Genomic DNA, 18,373 nt, shown 5'->3' with positions numbered 1-18,373 from the left:
TGCCGACCGACACGTCCAGGCCGCCCGCGGTGATACCGACTTGGCCGGCGTTCACGTTGGTGGTGCCCGACGCTTGGTAGGCGTTCGAACGGATGCGGAAGTGACCGTGGAAGGTCAGGCCCGAGTCGGTCGTCTTCGAACCGGTGATGTCGATTTGCAGACGGTCGATCAGCTGGGTCTTGTTGGTCGGAGCGGCCTTGCTGGCGTCATGCTTGATGCCGAAGTAGCCGCCGCCGGCGAGCGTCACGTCGGCCGACGCGGTACCCGCAGCCAGGACCAGAGCGGTCGAAGCGATAAGGATCTTTTTCATTTGGTTTCCCTCGTTGTCTCAAAGGTGCGCCCAACTCGGGACAGGTCCAAATTGGGTATGGCGCTTTTTCATGCTTCACCCCAGGCAATGCAAGGCGATCGCAAGCGCCATGTGGATTGCCCCCTCGGCTGGTGCAGCTTTGCCACAGTCTTGCCACGGTGTGTCTGGCCCGCCCTGCAGGACAGACGCCCGCCGCCTCTCCGGATGCGCCTCAGCAGGCCGCACACTACGCGCGCGGCCTGCGCGCCCGCGAAAAGTCGTACGCGCCCGCGTGTGATGGCTCAAAGGGTGAAGCCCCTTGTTCGGCTCTGCCCCGTCGGCTAGAGAGGCCGAGGGCAGCGAGGGGGCACGGCAGATGAGCATTCCAGGCAACGCGCGCACGGTTCTGGTGGCGTCGCTAGTGCTGATGCTGGCCGCCTGCGGCTCCAACGGCACCAAGTCATTCTCCTCAGCGCCGCAATCGGTGCCCGGCGCCACCCCGGCTTACGAGCAGTTTCGTGGCGGCCCGGCCTCCAAACCCAGCGGCAAGCTCGAGGATCTCTTCTCCGGCGGCGCCAACCCGAACACCACCGTCCGGGTCAACAAGTACATCTGGAACGCCGCGCTCGACATCCTGAACTTCCTGCCCATCGAATCGGTCGACCCGTTCACCGGCGTCATCGTGACGGGCTACGGCACCCCGCCCGGCGGCGGCCGCGCCTATCGCGCGACGATCTACATCCAGGATCCCGCGCTCGACGCCCGATCGCTCAACATCGCGATGGAGACGCGCGGCGGCCAGTCCGTCTCGGCCGAGACCGTGCGCCAGATCGAGGACGCGATCCTCACCCGCGCCCGCCAGCTCCGCATCGCCGACAGCAAGCTCTGATCCGGCGCCCGCGCCGCCCCGGCCCGCGGGACCTGCGCAGACGCCCGAAAGCACGGATCAGCGGCACGCCCCGTGCCGGGTGCACTGGACCTCGCCCGCCGCCCTTGTATAACGGCCCCTGCCGATCCGAACGAGGGCCCCATGTCGCGCTACGACCCCGCTGATATCGAACCGAAATGGCAGGCAGCGTGGGACGCCGCCGAAAGCTTCCGTGCCCGCCACGACCCAGCGAAGCCGAAGTATTACGTGCTGGAGATGTTCCCCTACCCCTCGGGCCGCATCCACATGGGGCATGTGCGCAACTACACGATGGGCGATGTGGTCGCGCGCTACAAATCTTCCTGCGGCTTCTCGGTGCTGCACCCGATGGGCTGGGACGCCTTCGGCATGCCGGCCGAGAATGCGGCGATGGAACGCGGCGGCCATCCGAAGGACTGGACCTACGGCAACATCGCCGACATGAAAGCGCAGATGAAGCCGCTCGGCCTCTCGATCGACTGGTCGCGCGAATTCGCCACCTGCGACCCGGAATATTACGGCCAGCAGCAGGCGATGTTCATCGACATGCTCGAGGCCGGTCTCGTCTACCGCAAGGCGGCCGTTGTGAACTGGGACCCGGTCGACATGACCGTGCTCGCCAACGAGCAGGTGATCGAGGGCAAGGGCTGGCGCTCCGGCGCCGAGGTCGAGCGGCGCGAGCTCACCCAGTGGTTCTTCAAGATCACCGATTATGCCGACGAGCTTCTCTCCGCCATCGACGGACTGGAAGCCTGGCCCGAGAAGGTGCGCCTGATGCAGCGCAACTGGATCGGCAAGTCGAAGGGCCTCTCCTTCGAATTCGGCGTGAAGAACGCGCCGGCGGGCTTCGAGAAGCTGCCGATCTACACCACGCGGCCGGACACGATGTGGGGCCCGACCTTCGCCGCCATCGCCGCCGACCACCCGCTGGCCAAGGCGCTGGAGAAGGACAACCCCGAGGTCGCCGCCTTCTGCGCCAAATGCCGCGCCATGGGCACGTCCGAGGCCGCGATCGAGGCCGCCGAGAAGCTCGGCCTCGACACCGGGCTGAAGGTCACCCACCCGGCCGATCCCTCCCTCGAGCTGCCGCTCTGGATCGCCAACTTCGTGCTGATGGATTACGGCACCGGCGCCATCATCGGCTGCCCGGCGCATGACCAGCGCGACCTCGACTTCGCGCGCAAATACGGCCTGCCCGTCATCGACGTCTTCAAGCCGCTCGGCTCCGACGAGGCGGTCGGCAACACCGCCTTCGTGCCGCAGAAGACCGAGAAGGTCCGCTACGTCCACTGGCATGGGCCGGCCGATACCGAGATCACCTGTCAGGAGGCGATGGACCGCACGCTGGCGCTTTACGAAAAGAACGGCTGGGGCACCGCCCAGGTGCAATACCGCCTGCGCGACTGGGGCATCTCGCGCCAGCGCTACTGGGGCTGCCCGATCCCGGTCATCCATTGCGAAAAATGCGGCGTGGTGCCGGAGAAGAAGGAAAACCTCCCCGTCCGCCTGCCGGACGACGTGAGCTTCGATCTCCCCGGCAACCCGCTCGACCGGCACCCGACCTGGCGCGACTGCACCTGTCCCTCCTGCGGCGGCAAGGGCCGGCGCGAGACCGACACGATGGACACCTTCGTCGATTCGTCCTGGTATTTCGCCCGCTTCACCGCGCCCCATGCGGCGACGCCGACCGATCCGGCCGAATGCGACTACTGGATGAATGTCGACCAGTACATCGGCGGCATCGAGCATGCGATCCTGCACCTGCTCTACTCGCGCTTCTTCTGCCGCGCGATGAAGGCCACCGGCCACCTGCCGGCGAAGGCGATCGAGCCCTTCAACGCGCTCTTCACCCAGGGCATGGTCACGCACGAGATCTACATGACCCGCGACGCCCGCGGCCGCGCTGTCTACCACCTGCCGGAGGACGTGACCGACGGCAAGCTCGCCGACGGGACGGCGGTGGAGGTCATCCCCTCCGCCAAGATGTCGAAATCGAAGAAGAACGTGGTCGATCCGGTCGACATCGTGAAGAACTTCGGCGCCGACACTGCCCGCTGGTTCATCCTCTCCGACAGCCCGCCCGAGCGCGACGTGGAATGGACCGCCTCCGGCGCCGAGGCCGCCTACAAGTTCCTCGGCCGGGTCTGGCGCCTGGCCGCCGAGGTCGACAGCCGCGGCGCGGGCGATGCCAGCCAGGACCAGGCCCTGCTGAAGGCCATGCACCGCGCCATCGCCGATGTGACGGCGGGGATCGAGGGCTTTGCCTTCAACAAATCCGTCGCCGCCCTCTACACGCTCGCCAACGCGGTCCAGCGCTCCGACGCCTCGGCCACGGCCAAGGGCACGGCGATGCGCGCCACGGCCCAGCTCATCGCACCCATGACCCCGCACCTGGCCGAGGAGATCTGGTCCATGCTCGGCGGCTCGGGCCTCGTGGCCGAAGCTCCCTGGCCCAAGGCCGACCCCGCCATGCTGGTCGAGGACGAGGTGCTGCTCCCGATCCAGATCAACGGCAAGAAACGGTCGGAAATCGCCGTTCCCAAGGACATGGACAAGGCCGAGGTTGAAAAGCTGGTCCTGGCGGACGAGACTGTCGTGAAGGTGCTGGCAGGCGGCACCCCGAAGAAGGTCATCGTCGTGCCGGGCCGCATCGTCAATGTCGTCGTCTGACCGCCGGACACTGCTGAAACTCCTGGCCGCGGCGCCGCTCGCGGCCTGCGGCTTCACCCCGGCCTTCGCCCCCGGCGGCCCCGCCGCCGGGCTGATGGGGGCGGTCCGGGCCGACGATCCGCACGACAAGAACGCCTACGATTTTGTCGGCGAGATCGAGGCCCGCCTCGGCACGCCCCAGGCGCCGCGCTACAGCCTCGCCTATACGCTGAGAACCTCCACCGGAAGCGTCGGCATCACCGCCTCCGGCGCCGTCACCCGCTACCGCATCACCGGCAGCGCCGATTACGCGCTTCACGACATCGCCACCGGCAAGACCCTGACCCAGGGTTCCGTCGACAGCTTCACCTCCTATTCCGCCGCCGGCACCCCGGTCACCACGCTGACCGACGAGGAAGCCGCCAACACGCGGCTGATGGTGATTCTCGCCGACCAGATCGCCGATCGTCTGATCGCCACCTCCGGGGCCTGGAACGGATGAAGCTCGCCGCGGCAGAGCTTTCCCGCGCCCTCCAGCGCGCCAAGGCGCCGCCCGCCGGGATCCTGCTCTACGGGGCCGACGCCATGCGCGTCGCGCTGAAGCGGCAGGACGCGGTCGCGGTCCTACTCGGCGCCAATGCCGAATCCGAGATGCGCCTCACCCGCATGTCCGGCGCCGACCTGCGCAAGGATCCGGCGCTGCTTCTCGACGCTGTGAAGGCGCAGGGGTTCTTCCCCGGCACCCGCGGCGCCCTGGTCGAGGACGCGACCGACACCCTCGCCGACACGATCGGCGGCGCGTTGAAGGACTGGCGCGAGGGCGACGCCTCGATCCTCGTCACCGCCGGCACGCTCAACGCCCGCTCGGCCCTGCGCAAGCTCTTCGAGACCAATCCCCAGGCCTGGGCGATCCCGCTCTACGACGATCCCCCCGGCCGCGAGGAGGTGGAGGCGATGCTCGCCGCCTCCGGCCTGAAAGAGGTTCCGCGCGACGCGATGACCGATCTCCTCGCCCTCTCCCGCGCGCTCGATCCCGGCGATTTCCGCCAGACCGTCGAGAAGATCGCGCTCTACAAATGGGGCGACGACAGCCCACTGACCCCGGCCGAGATCGCCGCCCTCGCCCCCGCCTCGGTCGAGGCGGAGGTTGACGATGTCCTCGCCGCCGCGGCAGAGGCCGAAAGCGGCCGCATCGGCCCGCTGATGCAGCGGCTGGAAGGACAGGGCGTGAACCCCGTCACCCTCTGCATCGGCGCCACACGGCATTTCCGCGCGCTCCACGCCGCCGCCTCCGACCCGGGCGGCGCTGCGGCCGGCCTCGCCCGCCAGCGCCCGCCGGTCTTCGGCCCCCGCCGCGACCGCATGGCCCGGCAGGCCGAGCGCTGGGGCCGCGACCGGCTGGAACAGGCGCTGACCATGCTGATCGACACCGACCTGCAGCTCCGCTCTGCCCAGCGCGCGCCCCAGATGGCGCTGATGGAGCGCACCCTGATCCGCCTCGCCATGCTTGCCCGCCGCTGAAGGCGGCCTCGAAGGAGAGATCCATGTCGCACACCGGCTATACCGTGATCGGGACCCGCAGCAGCCGGGCCTTCCGCGTGCTCTGGATGCTGGAGGAGCTGGGCCTGGATTTCGAGCACATCGCCGCCCCGCCGCAATCCGAAGGCGTGACCGCCTTCAACCCGGCCGGCAAGGTCCCGGTGCTGATCGACAGCGGCACCCCGATCACCGATTCGACCGCGATCCTGACCTATCTCGCCGACAAGCACGGCCGCTTCACCCATCCGGCGGGGACGCTGGAACGCGCCCGCCAGGACAGTCTGACCCAGTTCCTGCTCGACGAATTCGACGCCGCGCTCTGGATGGCCGCGCGCCATTCCTTCGTGCTGCCGGAGGAGATGCGGATGGCCGGCATCAAGGATTCGCTCAAATGGGAATTCGAGCGCAGCCAGCGGGTGCTGATGGACCGCTTCTCCGAGGGCCCCTTCCTGATGGGCCGAGAGATGACGGTGCCCGACATCATCCTCACCCATTGCGGCAACTGGGCGCTGGCGGCGAAGTTCCCAATCACCCAGCACCGGCTGAGCGAATACCTCGAGATGATGCGCGCCCGCCCCGCCTTCAAACGCGCCATCGCGCGGTAAGGCCCCCGCTCAGCCGCCCGCCGGCCTCGTAGGGTGCGCATTCATTGCGCACCAAGCGTCGACCGACCGCCCATCCCCCGGCCCGAAACAGCGTCGCGCGGCGACGCCGGGTCAGCGCCCGTCCGCCCCCAGGGCGGGCCCTGCCCCTCCTCCGCACGGGGTCGGGCGTCTCTTAACCCGCCCTTACCTCACCGCGCCGAAATACGGTGCTTTAACGGTGCAAAAGCGGTGCCAAATCGGTAGCCCCCTTTTCGCTCCCTCACGCCGCCGCGGCCCGCCCGGCCCAGCGCCCGGTCGCAAGGCAGGCGGTCAGCAGATACCCCCCCGTCGGCGCCTCCCAGTCCAGCATCTCGCCGCAGGCGAACACCCCCGGCAGCGCCCGAAGCTCCAGCCCCTCCGTCACCGCCGCCCGCCGGATCCCCCCGGCGACAGAGATCGCCTCGTCGATCGGCCGCGGCGCCCCGAGCGGAACCCGCAAACCCTTGACGATCCTTGCCAATTCCCCGGCATCTCCGGGTAGCGGTCGCCCCCATTCCTGCAGCAGGGCAAGCTGCACCGGCGGCAGCTTCAGTCCCTTGCGAAGCCGGTTCGCCACCGTGTCACCCGGCCGCCCGGCCAGCCGCGCAGCGACCTCCGCCTCGGTCCTGTCCGGCACCAGATCCAGCGTCAGCTCCGCGCCGTCCCGCAAGATCCGGGACAGCGCATAGATCCCGCCCCCTTCGATCCCGCGGTCCGACAGCACCACCTCTCCCCGGCTCTCCCGCCCCCCGGCGGTCATCCGGACGCCCTTCACCGGCTGCCCGAAATGCGGCCGCATATGCGCCGACCAGGCCACCTGAAACCCCATGTTCGCAGGCTGAAACGGCGCGATATCAACGCCTTGTGCAGCAAGCCAGGGCGCCCACGCCCCGTCCGATCCCAGCCGTGCCCAGCTCGCCCCCCCAAGCGCCAGCACCACCCGATCGGGCCGCAGCACCTGCCGCCCGCCCGGCGTCTCGAAGACCCACGCCCGCCCCTCGAACCCCGACCAGCGCCAGCGGGTCCGCAGCTCCACCCCCAGCCCCGCCAGCCGCGCCAGCCACGCCCTGAGCAGGGGCGAGGCCTTCATCGCCACCGGGAACACCCGCCCCGTCGAACCCGCGAAGACCTCCTGCCCCAGCCCCCTGGCCCAATCCATCACCGCCTCCGGCCCAAACTCCGCAAGCATCGGCGACAGCCAGCCAGCGGCTTCCTCATAGGCCGAAAGGAAGCCCTCCGCCGGTTCCAACTTACTGAGATTCAAACCAGATTTTCCGGCCATGAGCAGCTTGCGCGCCGGGCTCGGCCGCGCCTCGGCGATCACCACGCGGTGGCCGGCACGGGCCAGTTCCTCGGCCGCCATCAGCCCCGCCGGACCCGCCCCGATCACCAGTGCCTCAGCCATCGCGCTTGCCGATCCCTGCCGTCATGGCCATGCTCTGGCAGCAACCGCCCCGCGAGGCAAGCCCGTGACAGAGCTCCCGATCTGTCCGCTCTGCGGCCGCCCGATTCCGCCGGATGTGGCCCAGAGCCTGCATCACCTCGTCCCGAAGCTCCGCGGCGGGCGGGGCGGGCCGACGGTGCGCCTCCACCAGATCTGTCACAACGAGATCCACGCCACGCTGAGCGAAACCGAGCTCGCCCGCAGCTACGCCACGCCCGAGGCCCTGCGCGCCCATCCCCGCCTCGCCCGGTTCATCGACTGGGTGGCGAAGCGCCCGCCCGGCTTTCGCTCCCGCACCCCAGGCCCGCGCCGCAATCGCTGAGCCCTTGCGGCTGCCCGCCCGCGCTATACCAAGGGGCGGCGCCCCAGGGAGGCCCGCCCGTGAGCCCCGACCAGATTCTCACCCTCGTCGTCGCAGCCCTGGCCACCGCCGGGGTAATCCTGCGGCCGTTTCGCATCGCCGAGGTCTGGTTCGCCACCGCCGGCGCGGCGCTTCTCGTCGCGCTCGGCCTGCTGTCGCCCCGCGCCGCGCTGACGGCGGTGCTGAAGGGGACCGACGTCTACCTCTTCCTCGCAGGGATGATGATGCTCGCCGCCCTCGCCCTGCGCGAGGGGCTTTTCGACCACCTCGCCGCCCGCGCCGCGGGGGCGGCAAATGGCTCATCCACAAGGCTTTTTCTCGGGCTCTACCTGACCGGCACACTGGTCACCGCGTTCCTGTCGAACGACGCGACAGCGGTCGTGCTTACCCCTGCCGTCTGCGTCACCGCGCGGCATGCCAGGGTCGACCCGCTGCCGCATCTCTTCGGCTGCGCCTTCATCGCCAACGCGGCGAGCTTCGTTCTGCCGATCTCCAACCCCGCCAACCTCGTGGTCTTCGGTGCGGCCATGCCGCCGCTCGGCACATGGCTGGCCGATCTCCTGCTGCCCGCGGTGGCGGCAATCGTCGTCACTTACTTCGTCCTGCGCCGCGCCTTCGCGGCGGATCTGGCCGCGGCCCGCCCCCATGTGCCAGAGGTTCCGCCGCTTTCGCGGACCGGCCAGCTGGCAGCCGGCGGGATCGTGCTCGCCGCCGTCGCACTGGTGGCTGCCTCGGCCGTCGGTGCCGACCTTGGCGGACCGACTCTCCTTTGCGGACTGGCCGCGCTGGTCGGTGTCACGCTCGTTGGCGGCACCTCGCCGCTTCCGCTGCTGCGACAGGTCTCCTGGGGCGTGCTACCGCTGGTCGCGGGGCTTTTCGTGCTGGTGGAAGGCGCGTTCCGCACCGGCCTCTTCGTGCCGCTCACCGGCGCACTGGCACACTGGGGCACGACCGTGCCGCGTCTCGCCGCGGCGCTGGCCGGGGCGGGCTTCGGCACCGTCTCGAACCTGATGAACAACCTGCCGGCCGGACTCGTCGCCGCCACCGCGCTCCACCAGGCCGAGGCGCCGCGGCGGATGGTGGAGGCGGTGGCGATGGGGATAGACCTCGGGCCGAACCTCTCGGTCACGGGCTCGCTTGCCACGATCCTCTGGCTGATCGTGCTCCGGCGCGAGGGGATCGAGGTCCGCGCGGGCCAGTTTCTGCGCATCGGCGCCGTGGCAATGCCGCTGGCACTCGGCGCGGCACTGATGCTGCTTCTGGTCTGAGCTGTCAGTCCCCGGGCACGAAACCGGTGACGAGGCCGAGCGAGAACAGCTCGCCCACCCCCCTTGCGACATCGAAGCCGGGATCGGCCGCAAGTGCTGCCTCGGCTGCGGCCCCAAGGCCATGTCCGGCGACAAGGGAGAGGAGAAATTCCGCCGCTCCCGCAGGCATTTGACGCAATTGCACCTCGGCTCCGGGCCGAGAGATCAGGGCCGTCTCCCCGCCCGGGCCGGGGTCGATCCCGGGCGGCACGCCCTCAGCCATATGCGCCTGCCAGATCGTCACCACCGGGAAGTCGGACGTCACGATCCGCACTGAGCCGTGAAGCCGCAGCCGCACCGCTTCCAGCCTCTCGGGGGCGAGTGCCTGCAGCGCCTCGGGCCCGATGCAGGGGTCCTCGGCGGCGTGATAGGCCTCGAGCCAGGCGCGTTCGAGCCGGGCGACATCGGCGAGATACGGCAGCCCGGCCGCCGGCGGGAAGCCCTCGATGAAGCCCGGAAAGCCTGCGCCGTAGGTGAACATCAGCGGCCCCGAGGGCGGATGACCGGCGGCATAGTCCGCCGCCATTGCGCGGAAGAAGGCCTCGCCGACAAGCCGGCAGACGACGGGATAGGCCTCCGCCAGTCCGCTGGCGAGGCCGAGGATCACGTTGTTGCGGTACACCGCGAAGCGCCGGGGCGAGGGCTTCCGGTCCGGCCCGACCAGCCCCTCGGGCAGCGCGCCGCCGCGTTCCAGCAGCGCCTCCCCGAAGCCCGACTGGCGCTCAGACCAGGATGTCATGCGCCCACTCCGCCTGTGCCATCGCGGCCTCCGCCCGGTGCGCCTCGGCCTGCAGCTCGGCCCAGGCGGGCACGTCATTGTCCCACTCGATCAGCGTGGGCTTGCGCCCGCCGCGATTGATCGTGCGGGCGTAGAGCGCCCAGACCGGGCCGTCCACCGGCCGATCGTGGCTGTCGATCAGAAGCGGCCGCCCGGCCTCGTCCCTGTCCTCGTCATGGCCGCCGAGATGGATCTCTCCCACCGCGTGATGCGGATACCGGTCGATGTAATACCCCGGGTCGCGCATCTGGTTGGTGCAGGTCACCTGCACGTTGTTGACGTCCAGAAGAAGCCCGCAGCCGGTGCGCCTCGCGATTTCGGCTATGAAGTCGATCTCGTCCCAGGTGCTCTCGGTGAAGGCGAGGTAGGTGGAGGGATTCTCCAGCAGCATCCGCCGGCCGACCGCCTCCTGCACCTCATCGACATGGTCGCAGACGAGCTGCAGCGTCTCATCGGTATAGGGCAGTGGCAGCAGGTCGTTCAGATAGCCCGCGTCATGGGTCGACCAGGCGAGGTGTTCGGAGAATACCGCCGGCTGGTAGCGGTCGATCAGCCCGCGGAGCCGGGCCAGGTGGTCGCGGTTGAGCGGCCGCGGCCCGCCGATCGACAGGGCGACGCCATGCAGCGACAGCGGATAGCGCTCGCGGATCGCGGTGAGGTAACGGTGCGGCGGCCCGCCGGCGCCCATGTAATTCTCGGCATGCACCTCGAAGAAGCCGAGATCGGGCGCCGTGGCGAGGATCTCCGCATAATGTTGTGGCTTCAGCCCGACACCGGCGCGCGGCGGCAGGTCTGGGGCGGGAAACGGGCGGGTCTGGTCGGGCATCTCGTCCTCCGGCACGGGGCTTTGAGGACATGACACACGGGCCGCGCGCCCGTTACGGGCGTAAGGCGGTTTTCCCCCGCCCCCCGGGCCGATCCTAACCGTCGGGCTTCGGCTCCGGCTCCTCCTCCGGCCTGGCGACCCGGGCCAGGATCGCGTCGAGCGCAGCCGGCGGCACCTCCTCTGCCGGCATTGCGGCCGAGGCGCGGATCAGCGCCTTGGTCTGGCGCATCTGGTGGATGAAATGGTCGCAACCCTTGCAGATGGCGAGGTGCAGTCGGATCTTCAGGCGATCGGCAAAGCCCAATTCTCCATCGATCAGAGCGTTCGCCCGCTCTGCCACATCCTTGCATGTGAACCCTATGCCCATCTTCATCCTCCGGGCCTGCAGAGGCATGACACGCCGTTTGTCCGGCCGTTACACGCCATGCCGCAAATTTGATTTGGCCCGTATCCCAGTTCCCAGATCATGACAGCAACCTGTCGAGTTCGCCGCGCAGCGCCAGCCGCGCCCGGTGCAGCAGCACCCGCATGTTTCCTTCCGATATTCCCAGCGCGGCGCAGACCTCCGCTGCCTCCATCCCCTGCTGGCCGCGCAGGATCATCACCGCGCGCTGCGCCTCCGGCAGCCGGTCGATCGCTGCCGTGACATGGGAGAGAAGGTTGCGCCCTTCAACCTCCCGCTCCGGCGTCACCTCTTCCCAGAGCGCCGGAACATCCTTCCAGTGCCCCGTTCCGTCAAAGGCGTCGGCCAGCGAATTGCCCTCGCCGCTGTCCTCGAACAACACCTGCCGCCCGTCGCGCCGGGCGCGGCTGCGCGCGGCGTTGGTGAGGATGGTGAAAACCCAGGCCGCGAACGTGGACCGGCCCTGGAACGTTCCGATGTTCTTCAGAATGGAAACCCAGGCATCCTGCGCCACCTCCTCGGCCGAGGCCCGGTTGCGCAGGATCGCGCTCGCCAGCCGGACCATCGGCGCGTTGTAGCGCTGGTAAGCCCGGGCGAAGGCCGCCCGGTCACCCGCTACCAGCGCCGCAACAAGCTGGCCTTCATCCTCGGTCGCGCGCGACATGCCGGCCACGGGTCCTCCCTGGCGGCTCGGTCGCCGCTGCGCCCAACTCTATGCAAAGCGCAGGATGGCGCAACCTCTCAGGCGGCGCGCAGCCGGCCCCGGCGCATGCCGAACCAGCGCGACACCGCGGCGTCGACCGACAGCGCACCGCCGCCGAGCAGCATCGGCACCGCAAGCGTGAAGACCCAGAGCAGCCGCTGGTCGAGGATCTTGCCATAGGGATCGGCATCGAACGGCAGCCCGATCACCGCGCGGCCCACACCGTGGCCGTAGATATCGGTAAGCGACATCACCACGATGAAGCCGATCATCCCCAGCGCCGCCGGCCGCGTGGCAAGGCCGAGAACGACGAGGAGCGGTAACGTGAACTCCGCCGCCGTGCCGAGCAGAACCACCAGCCGCAGCGGCCAGGCGATGGCGGTGGGGTCGTAGCCCGCGGCGTCGAAGGCCCTGGGCAGGATCTGGATATAGGCCCCGGCGGAGAGGCCGAAGCCGTCGATCTTGGTAGCGAAGGAGCCCCAGAAGAAATGCAGGAGCACCGAGGCGAAGACGAGCCGCGCCAGCGCCGAGAGGAGGCTCACGCAGGTCGGGCCGGTGCCCGTTCCGGGGCTGAAGAGGATGCGGGCGAGGCGGTCGATCATGGCCGGTCTCCGTCAGGCGGGGGGAAAGGGCCGGGCGCCCCCGAGGGGTAGGGCGCCCGGTGTCCGGTGCCGGTCTTCGGCTCAGGCCTTCGGCAGGTCGCGGGTCAGCGCGGTGAGCGAGCCCATCCGGCCGCCCGGCAGCTTCATCGTCGTGCAGGTCCCGGCGGGGACGAGTTTGAACTCGTTGCCCTGGTAGTCGATCTTCGAGGTGCCAGCGCAGGTCGTCCCGGCGCCCGCGGCGCAGTCGTTGTGGCCGGCGAGCGCGACGCCGAAGCATTTCTGCTGCGCGGCGGCATTGGCCGGGGTGGCGAATTGGGTGGCAAGCCCGGCCGCAAGGGCGCCGGCGATCATCAGGCTGCGGGTGTGGATCGTCATCTGGTTCTCCATCGGGGCGAGGGCAGGATTGCCCTCTGCCGGGTATGACCCCGCGGCCACCACTTCGTTACAGCCCCGTGACGGAATTTCCGTTGGGGCCATTCGGGGGCCTGTCCGACCGCCGCGCGGCGCCGCCCCCCTGCCGTCTTCAATCGCTTCTTAATGAGTTTCCGGCAGGACGGCAGCGCCGGCGGAAAAAACCCCGCCCGCATTAACGGTTGATCAGCAGCCTGCCCTTACGGTGCGGGATGCCAGCCCCCCTCCAAGCGGAGTGAGACCCCGATGATGAAGAAGACCCTGACCGCCCTCGCGCTTATCCCCGCCGCCTCCGCCGCCGGGGCGGGCCAGCCTTACGAGCCGCAGATGCGCGCCTTCCTGAACGACCACCTGAGGAAATGGATCGAGGATCCGGCGATCGTGCAGGCGATCGAGGCGCAGAACGCCAGGACCGCGAGCTACAGCCAGGCCAAGATCGACGAACTGGACAAGTCCTGGCAGGCCCAGATCGGCGAGGCGGAGATGCCGCTGGTGACGCCGGTGATCCAGAACCCAGCGGCTGATTTCCTGCGCCAGCAGGTGAAAGCCGCTGGCGGCAGCATCCTCGAAGCCTTCGTGATGGATGCCAAGGGCCTGAACGTCGCCGCCAGCGCGCCCACCTCCGACTACTGGCAGGGGGATGAGGCGAAATGGCAGAAGACCTTCCTCAAGGGGCCCGACGCCATCGATATCGGCGAGGTCAACTTCGACGAATCCACCCAGGCCTACGAGGCGCAGATTTCCACCACGATCGTCGATCCGGCGACCGGCAAGCCGATCGGCGCGATCACAGTCGGTCTCAACGTCGACGCGCTGCAATAAGCGCGCCGGGCATCGGATCATCGCCAGGAGACTTCGATGAAGAAAGTGGCCATCCAGAACTCGATCTTCGGCAAGGGCGCTCTGGCGCTCCTGTTCTGCATCGGAGCCGTTTCAATGACGCTGGCGCTGGTGAACTATTCCAGCACGATCCAGATCAGCGAGAACGTGATGGCGCAGCGCGCCACCGAGATGACCCAACTCCTCTCGAAATTCGCCGGCGGGCCGCTGAAATTCTCCAAGCCCGAGATCCTCCGAACGCTGATGGAGGACACGCTGGCCGGCTCCGACGCGCTGGAGGATTACGGCCTGGCGATCAATGTCGACAAGGCCGTGGTCGTCGGCAAGGAAGGCTCCGATACGTTGCGCGCCTCGGTGAAGGCGCTGGCCGTCGCCGCGCTGGAAACGCGGCAGCGGCAGGTCTCGGCCGACCGGATGACTGTGGCCTATCCGGTGTTCTACGGCCCCGACAAGTCCGCGGTCGGCGCGATCGCGACCCATTGGGACATGTCCCAGATGCGGGCGCGGCTGCACAACCGGCTCATGATCGCGATCTGGTGGTCCTCCGCCGTCTTCGGGGTGGCAATGCTGCTCGGCGCCTTCTTCCTGCGCAGTCATATTGCTGCGCCGCTCGGCCGGCTCGGCGACGCGATCCACCGCATTGCCGAGCGGGACTACACAACCGATGTGCCCTGCCAGACCCGCAGCGACGAGGTCGGCGAGATCGGCCGCGCGGTAGAGGAGATGCGCCAGCGCCTCGCCGAAAGCCAGAAAGCGGTGGAGGAGGCGGCCTACAAGGGCGCCGCCTTCCAGGCCTCCTCGGCGGCGATGATGCTTGTCGACCAGAATCTCGACATCGTCTTCGTAAACCACCAGATGGAGGAGCTCTTCATCCGGATGCGCGACCAGATCGCGGTAACCCGGCCGGATTTCGATCCCAAACGCGTCACCGGCCGCAATATCGACGCGTTCCATACACAGACGACCCATGTGAAACGTATGCTGTCCGGGCTCGGCCAGGGCCTGACCCGGGCGGTGATCACCCTGCCCAGCTCGCGCATACAGCTGACCGCCAGCGCGGTGAAAGACGAGGCGGGCAACCAGATCGGCGCCGTGGTGGAATGGACCGACATCACCGATGTCGCCTCCAACGACGCGATCCTGCGGGCGATCAACAGCGATCAGGCGCGGGCAGAGTTCGGCGCCGACGGCCAACTGGAGAGCTGCAATGCCCGCTTTGCCGAGGCGCTCGGGAGTTCCGAGGAGGGGCTTGCCGGCCGCGGCCTAGCCGAGCTTCTCGATCCCGGCTGGCGCGACGGCAAGGGGGGCAACGGCCTCATGGCCGAGGTGGAACACGGCCAGACCCATGTCGGGCGGATGGAATTCGGCTCCGACAAAGGCAAGGTGATATTCGACGCAAGTTTCAGCTGCGTCCGCGACCACAAGGGCAACGCGATGAAATTCCTGCTGCTCGGCCGGGACATCACCGCCGTCGAGCGACGTCTGGCCGAAAGCCGTGCCGAGCGCGATGAGATGGAGCGCCAGCAGACCCTGGCCATGGATACACTGAAGATCGCGCTGCGGCACATGCGCGAGGGTGATCTCAGCCTGCGGGTCACCGAGCCGTTCGCGAGCGAATACGAAGAGCTGCGCGCCGACTACAATGCCACCGTCGACACGCTGACCACGACGATGCGTGAGCTGATCGACGCGGCGACCGGCATCCATGGCGAGGCCAAGGACATCTCCTCCACAGCCGATGCCCTTTCGCGCCGGACGGAGGCCACCGCGGCGACGCTGGAGGAAACCGCGGCGGCGCTCGACCAACTCACCAGTTCGGTGCAATCCGCCGCCGAAGGCGCGGCCCGCGCCGACCGGCAGGTCACCGAGATGCGCCAGAACGCCGAGCGCAGCGGCGAAATCGTTAAGGAGACGGTAGGCGCGATGGACCGCATCTCCGCCTTCTCCGAGCAGATCGCCTCGATCACCAAGGTCATCGAGGACATCGCGTTCCAGACCAACCTTCTCGCCCTGAACGCCGGGGTCGAGGCCGCCCGAGCGGGCGAGGCCGGCAGAGGCTTCGCCGTCGTCGCCTCCGAGGTCCGCGCGCTGGCCCAGCGCTGCACCGAGGCCGCGCGCGAGATCAACGAGTTGATCGCTGACAGCGGCGCCCATGTGAAGCGCGGCGTAGATCTCGTCGGGGAAACTGGCGCGGCGCTAAAGGAGATCGTGCAATCGATCAGCGGCATAGCCGGGCTGGTCACCGAGATCGCGGAATCGTCGCGCAGCCAGTCGACCGGCCTGGCCGAGATCAATGCCGCTGTCACCGCGCTCGACCAGTCGACCCAGCAGAACGCCGCCCGGCTGGAGGAGACGACCGCGGCAAGCCAGAGCCTGACCGACGACGCGATGGTGATGGTGGAGACAGTCTCGCACTTCCAGCTCGGTGGCGACGCCCCGTCCACGAAGGTGGTCGCCCTGTCCAACCGCGAGACCACACCTTCCGCCCGCCGGTCAAACTCCGCCAAGGGCGAGGTGGATGCGCGCGACCGGCCGGCGGCCGCGCCACCCCGACCAAAGCGCGCCGCGTCGGCCGGCCCGGGCCCACAGGCATCCGGGGATGAGGGTTGGAGCGACTACTAGGACCAGAGCTGAACGGAAGCGGGGGGATCGGATGTTGAGTGTGGAAAGGGATGAGATGCAGCTGCGGGGGCCGGATCAGGCGGAGAGAGAGGGACCGGGGCCCGGCGGCATTCCGCAGGCGCATCGGATTACCAGCCTCATCGTCATCGGCAGTTCCACGGGCGGAGTCGACGCATTGCACGAAATCCTCGGCGCCTTTCCGCGCGATTGCCCGCCGACCTTGATCGTGCAGCACATTTCCGGCCCGTTCTCGGCCAGCATGACCCGCGGTCTCGCCGCCCGTTGCCGCGCCGAAGTCGTCCTTGCGGAAGATCGCCTGCCTGTCGTTCCGGGCCAGATCGTGGTGGCGCCCGGCAATTCCCATCACACGGTGCTTGCGCTTACCCCGCGGCCGATCTGCCGGCTGGTCGACCGCCCGCCGTTGAACGGCCATCGCCCCTCGATCGATGAGCTCTTCCGCTCCTGCGCGCTGCTCGGACCGGTGGTTCGCGCTGCTCTGCTGACCGGGATGGGTCGCGATGGCGCGGAGGGGATGCGCGCGATCAAGAACGCGGGCGGACGGACCCTCGCGCAGGACGAGGCAAGCTCGATCATTTTCGGCATGGCCCGCGTCGCGCGCGAGCTCGGAGCCGTCGGTCGCATGCTGCCGCTCGACGGGATCGCCGGGGCGTTGCTCGACGGATGGGAGCATCGGGCATGACTTCCGTGGGCGAGGCAGCCGGCAAGGTCTATCACGTGGTGCAGGGTAATTTTCTCGTCTCGGGCGAGGAAGGCGCGGCCTTCACCACTATCCTCGGCTCCTGCGTCGCGACCTGTTTCCACGACCCGACTGCACGGATCGGCGGAATGAACCATTTCCTGCTGCCAGATGGTGCGCAGGGCGGGGGCGAGCTTCTGCGCTACGGCCTGCATGCAATGGAGCTGCTGATCAACGCGATGCTGAAGGCGGGCGCGCAGAAGGGGCGGCTGCAGGCCAAGCTCTTCGGCGGCGCGGCGATGCATGATGGGATGCGTGGGATCGGCAAGTCGAATGCCGAATTCGCCCGCAGATTCCTCGCGACAGAGGGGATCCCCTGCGTCGGAGAGAGCCTTGGCGGCACCCAGGGTCGGCGTCTGCGCTACTGGCCCACGACCGGACGGGCCCAACTTCGGCTGATGGACAGCTACGAACCGGTCCCCGCCGAACGGCCGGCCCCCTTTGCCCGGACAAACAATGACGATTTGACCCTTTTCTAGTGCGGCGGGATGCGATGAGAACGGAACACGACATGAAAGATCCGACACCGGATACCGGCGGGAAACCAACCAGCGCGCCGCAATCGACCGCCACGGGCGCAGCCGCAACGCCCGAAGGCAGACGCGGCGCGGCGCCAACCTCCGGTACCAATCCGGCCAAGACAAAGTCCCCGCCGGGCACCGCGCCGTCGACAGCCAATCAACCCGGCGGCCGGCCGCAGGACGCTCAGGCGGAGGTCCCCGAGGACCTGGCCGCGGCGGAGGCCGGCCAGACCGAGGTGATCCCGCCCCCCCTCGAGGACGAGATCAGCGGCGACGGCGGCGAAGCCTTCCCGCCCGGGACCGCGGACGAGACGATGGAAACAATCGCCCTTCCGGAGGTCGCCGACCAGCCTCGGGCCGCCGACCTGTACGAACGGCTGGCCGCCTGCGTCGAGCACCCCGTCCGCATCGATGCCGCTGCGGTGCAGTTCATCGGCACGCCGGTGTTTCAGATCCTGCTTGCCGCGCGTGCGGCCTGGCAGGAGGCCGATCTTCCCTTCGAGGTGCATCGCCCATCGGACGGCTATCTCGCCTGCGGCCGCCGCCTCGGGATCGACCCGACCCTGCTTGAAGGAGCTTCGTCATGACGCTTACCGTGCTCGCCATTGACGATTCCCGCACCATCCGCGAAATGCTCAGCGCCTCGCTCAGCGATGCCGGCTTCAACGTCCACCTTGCCGTCGACGGGCAGGAGGGGCTGGAGCAGCTCACCGCCGTCTCGCCCGATGTCGTCATCACCGACATCAACATGCCCAAGATGGGATGGTTGCCGCCCTCCCCTGACGGCATCG

At 68.7% G+C, this 18,373-nt stretch carries 21 protein-coding genes; 13 read left to right on the top strand and 8 right to left on the bottom strand.

The window, feature by feature from the left end; genetic code table 11:
• On the bottom strand, positions 1-310 hold a 310-nt coding region (locus EIP85_RS18910), incomplete at its 3' end, for a porin (protein WP_127903777.1).
• A gap of 355 nt (positions 311-665) precedes the next feature.
• On the opposite strand from EIP85_RS18910, the gene EIP85_RS18905 reads away from it, so the two are divergent.
• The 5 genes from EIP85_RS18905 to EIP85_RS18885 all read left to right on the top strand — a co-directional run bounded on the left by EIP85_RS18905 (position 666) and on the right by EIP85_RS18885 (position 5,989).
• Entirely contained in the window at positions 666-1,178 is a 513-nt protein-coding gene (locus EIP85_RS18905; protein WP_127903776.1) for a DUF3576 domain-containing protein, read from the top strand.
• Positions 1,179-1,319: 141 nt separating this feature from the next.
• Positions 1,320-3,866 (top strand): leucine--tRNA ligase, encoded by a 2,547-nt coding sequence (gene leuS, locus EIP85_RS18900; protein ID WP_127903775.1) that lies wholly within the window; start codon positions 1,320-1,322, stop codon positions 3,864-3,866.
• Positions 3,853-4,347, top strand: a complete 495-nt coding sequence (lptE, locus tag EIP85_RS18895; protein WP_127903774.1) for an LPS assembly lipoprotein LptE — start codon at positions 3,853-3,855, stop codon at positions 4,345-4,347. The genes leuS and lptE overlap by 14 nt, the downstream gene beginning before the upstream one ends.
• Entirely contained in the window at positions 4,344-5,366 is a 1,023-nt protein-coding gene (gene holA / locus EIP85_RS18890; RefSeq protein WP_127903773.1) for a DNA polymerase III subunit delta, read from the top strand. Before lptE ends, holA begins: the two co-directional genes overlap by 4 nt.
• Positions 5,367-5,389: 23 nt before the next feature.
• Positions 5,390-5,989: a glutathione S-transferase family protein gene (locus EIP85_RS18885; RefSeq protein ID WP_127903772.1), complete on the top strand. Its 600-nt coding sequence runs from the start codon at positions 5,390-5,392 to the stop codon at positions 5,987-5,989.
• Between the two features lie 259 nt (positions 5,990-6,248).
• On the opposite strand, the gene EIP85_RS18880 is transcribed toward EIP85_RS18885, so the two are convergent.
• Complete coding sequence (locus EIP85_RS18880) at positions 6,249-7,412, bottom strand: TIGR03862 family flavoprotein (RefSeq protein WP_127903771.1); 1,164 nt, start codon at positions 7,410-7,412, stop codon at positions 6,249-6,251.
• Between the two features lie 64 nt (positions 7,413-7,476).
• On the opposite strand from EIP85_RS18880, the gene EIP85_RS18875 reads away from it, so the two are divergent.
• Both EIP85_RS18875 and EIP85_RS18870 read left to right on the top strand, forming a co-directional pair.
• On the top strand, positions 7,477-7,773 hold the full coding sequence (locus EIP85_RS18875) for an HNH endonuclease family protein (RefSeq protein WP_127903770.1): 297 nt from the start codon (positions 7,477-7,479) through the stop codon (positions 7,771-7,773).
• 59 nt (positions 7,774-7,832) lie between these two features.
• Positions 7,833-9,080, top strand: coding sequence for an SLC13 family permease (locus tag EIP85_RS18870; RefSeq protein ID WP_127903769.1), 1,248 nt, complete (start codon positions 7,833-7,835; stop codon positions 9,078-9,080).
• A 4-nt stretch (positions 9,081-9,084) separates the two neighbouring features.
• Here the strand turns inward: EIP85_RS18870 and EIP85_RS18865 are convergent, their stop codons facing one another.
• From EIP85_RS18865 to EIP85_RS18840, 6 genes are all read right to left on the bottom strand, one after another.
• The gene (locus EIP85_RS18865) at positions 9,085-9,858 is read right to left on the bottom strand and encodes an HvfC/BufC N-terminal domain-containing protein (RefSeq protein WP_127903768.1); all 774 of its coding nucleotides are present in this window, start codon (positions 9,856-9,858) and stop codon (positions 9,085-9,087) included.
• Complete coding sequence (bufB, locus tag EIP85_RS18860) at positions 9,842-10,723, bottom strand: MNIO family bufferin maturase (RefSeq protein WP_127903767.1); 882 nt, start codon at positions 10,721-10,723, stop codon at positions 9,842-9,844. The genes EIP85_RS18865 and bufB overlap by 17 nt, the downstream gene beginning before the upstream one ends.
• A gap of 94 nt (positions 10,724-10,817) precedes the next feature.
• Entirely contained in the window at positions 10,818-11,090 is a 273-nt protein-coding gene (locus tag EIP85_RS18855; protein WP_127903766.1) for an anti-sigma factor family protein, read from the bottom strand.
• Positions 11,091-11,187: 97 nt separating this feature from the next.
• Positions 11,188-11,790, bottom strand: coding sequence for an RNA polymerase sigma factor (locus EIP85_RS18850; RefSeq protein WP_241560099.1), 603 nt, complete (start codon positions 11,788-11,790; stop codon positions 11,188-11,190).
• Positions 11,791-11,867: 77 nt separating this feature from the next.
• The gene (locus EIP85_RS18845; protein WP_127903764.1) at positions 11,868-12,431 is read right to left on the bottom strand and encodes a DoxX family protein; all 564 of its coding nucleotides are present in this window, start codon (positions 12,429-12,431) and stop codon (positions 11,868-11,870) included.
• Between the two features lie 81 nt (positions 12,432-12,512).
• The gene (locus tag EIP85_RS18840; RefSeq protein ID WP_127903763.1) at positions 12,513-12,806 is read right to left on the bottom strand and encodes a BufA1 family periplasmic bufferin-type metallophore; all 294 of its coding nucleotides are present in this window, start codon (positions 12,804-12,806) and stop codon (positions 12,513-12,515) included.
• Positions 12,807-13,088: 282 nt separating this feature from the next.
• On the opposite strand from EIP85_RS18840, the gene EIP85_RS18835 reads away from it, so the two are divergent.
• The 6 genes from EIP85_RS18835 to EIP85_RS18810 all read left to right on the top strand — a co-directional run.
• Positions 13,089-13,664, top strand: a complete 576-nt coding sequence (locus EIP85_RS18835) for a cache domain-containing protein (RefSeq protein WP_241560098.1) — start codon at positions 13,089-13,091, stop codon at positions 13,662-13,664.
• Between the two features lie 36 nt (positions 13,665-13,700).
• Complete coding sequence (locus EIP85_RS18830; protein ID WP_127903762.1) at positions 13,701-16,304, top strand: methyl-accepting chemotaxis protein; 2,604 nt, start codon at positions 13,701-13,703, stop codon at positions 16,302-16,304.
• Positions 16,305-16,335: 31 nt separating this feature from the next.
• Complete coding sequence (locus tag EIP85_RS18825) at positions 16,336-17,004, top strand: CheB methylesterase domain-containing protein (RefSeq protein WP_164871809.1); 669 nt, start codon at positions 16,336-16,338, stop codon at positions 17,002-17,004.
• Positions 17,001-17,540, top strand: a complete 540-nt coding sequence (locus EIP85_RS18820) for a chemotaxis protein CheD (RefSeq protein WP_127903760.1) — start codon at positions 17,001-17,003, stop codon at positions 17,538-17,540. The genes EIP85_RS18825 and EIP85_RS18820 overlap by 4 nt, the downstream gene beginning before the upstream one ends.
• Positions 17,541-17,572: 32 nt before the next feature.
• Complete coding sequence (locus tag EIP85_RS18815) at positions 17,573-18,169, top strand: STAS domain-containing protein (RefSeq protein ID WP_127903759.1); 597 nt, start codon at positions 17,573-17,575, stop codon at positions 18,167-18,169.
• Positions 18,166-18,373, top strand: a 208-nt coding sequence (locus EIP85_RS18810; RefSeq protein WP_127903758.1) for a response regulator, incomplete at its 3' end; no start/stop codon positions are given. The genes EIP85_RS18815 and EIP85_RS18810, both read left to right, overlap by 4 nt.

Source organism: Solirhodobacter olei (assembly GCF_004010155.1).
Lineage (GTDB): Bacteria > Pseudomonadota > Alphaproteobacteria > Rhodobacterales > Rhodobacteraceae > Solirhodobacter > Solirhodobacter olei.
The sequence above is the reverse complement of the archived record's forward strand: the minus strand, read 5'-3'. Positions and strand labels throughout refer to the sequence as shown.

Bases quoted from the DNA above. Each gene is read 5' to 3' on its own strand.
- EIP85_RS18905 (WP_127903776.1), top strand. From the start codon at position 666: ATGAGCATTCCAGGCAACGCGCGCACGGTTCTGGTGGCGTCGCTAGTG.
- leuS (WP_127903775.1), top strand. From the start codon at position 1,320: ATGTCGCGCTACGACCCCGCTGATATCGAACCGAAATGGCAGGCAGCG.
- lptE (WP_127903774.1), top strand. From the start codon at position 3,853: ATGTCGTCGTCTGACCGCCGGACACTGCTGAAACTCCTGGCCGCGGCG.
- holA (WP_127903773.1), top strand. From the start codon at position 4,344: ATGAAGCTCGCCGCGGCAGAGCTTTCCCGCGCCCTCCAGCGCGCCAAG.
- EIP85_RS18885 (WP_127903772.1), top strand. From the start codon at position 5,390: ATGTCGCACACCGGCTATACCGTGATCGGGACCCGCAGCAGCCGGGCC.
- EIP85_RS18880 (WP_127903771.1), bottom strand. From the start codon at position 7,412: ATGGCTGAGGCACTGGTGATCGGGGCGGGTCCGGCGGGGCTGATGGCG.
- EIP85_RS18865 (WP_127903768.1), bottom strand. From the start codon at position 9,858: ATGACATCCTGGTCTGAGCGCCAGTCGGGCTTCGGGGAGGCGCTGCTG.
- bufB (WP_127903767.1), bottom strand. From the start codon at position 10,723: ATGCCCGACCAGACCCGCCCGTTTCCCGCCCCAGACCTGCCGCCGCGC.
- EIP85_RS18855 (WP_127903766.1), bottom strand. From the start codon at position 11,090: ATGGGCATAGGGTTCACATGCAAGGATGTGGCAGAGCGGGCGAACGCT.
- EIP85_RS18850 (WP_241560099.1), bottom strand. From the start codon at position 11,790: ATGTCGCGCGCGACCGAGGATGAAGGCCAGCTTGTTGCGGCGCTGGTA.
- EIP85_RS18845 (WP_127903764.1), bottom strand. From the start codon at position 12,431: ATGATCGACCGCCTCGCCCGCATCCTCTTCAGCCCCGGAACGGGCACC.
- EIP85_RS18840 (WP_127903763.1), bottom strand. From the start codon at position 12,806: ATGACGATCCACACCCGCAGCCTGATGATCGCCGGCGCCCTTGCGGCC.
- EIP85_RS18835 (WP_241560098.1), top strand. From the start codon at position 13,089: ATGATGAAGAAGACCCTGACCGCCCTCGCGCTTATCCCCGCCGCCTCC.
- EIP85_RS18830 (WP_127903762.1), top strand. From the start codon at position 13,701: ATGAAGAAAGTGGCCATCCAGAACTCGATCTTCGGCAAGGGCGCTCTG.
- EIP85_RS18825 (WP_164871809.1), top strand. From the start codon at position 16,336: ATGTTGAGTGTGGAAAGGGATGAGATGCAGCTGCGGGGGCCGGATCAG.
- EIP85_RS18820 (WP_127903760.1), top strand. From the start codon at position 17,001: ATGACTTCCGTGGGCGAGGCAGCCGGCAAGGTCTATCACGTGGTGCAG.
- EIP85_RS18815 (WP_127903759.1), top strand. From the start codon at position 17,573: ATGAAAGATCCGACACCGGATACCGGCGGGAAACCAACCAGCGCGCCG.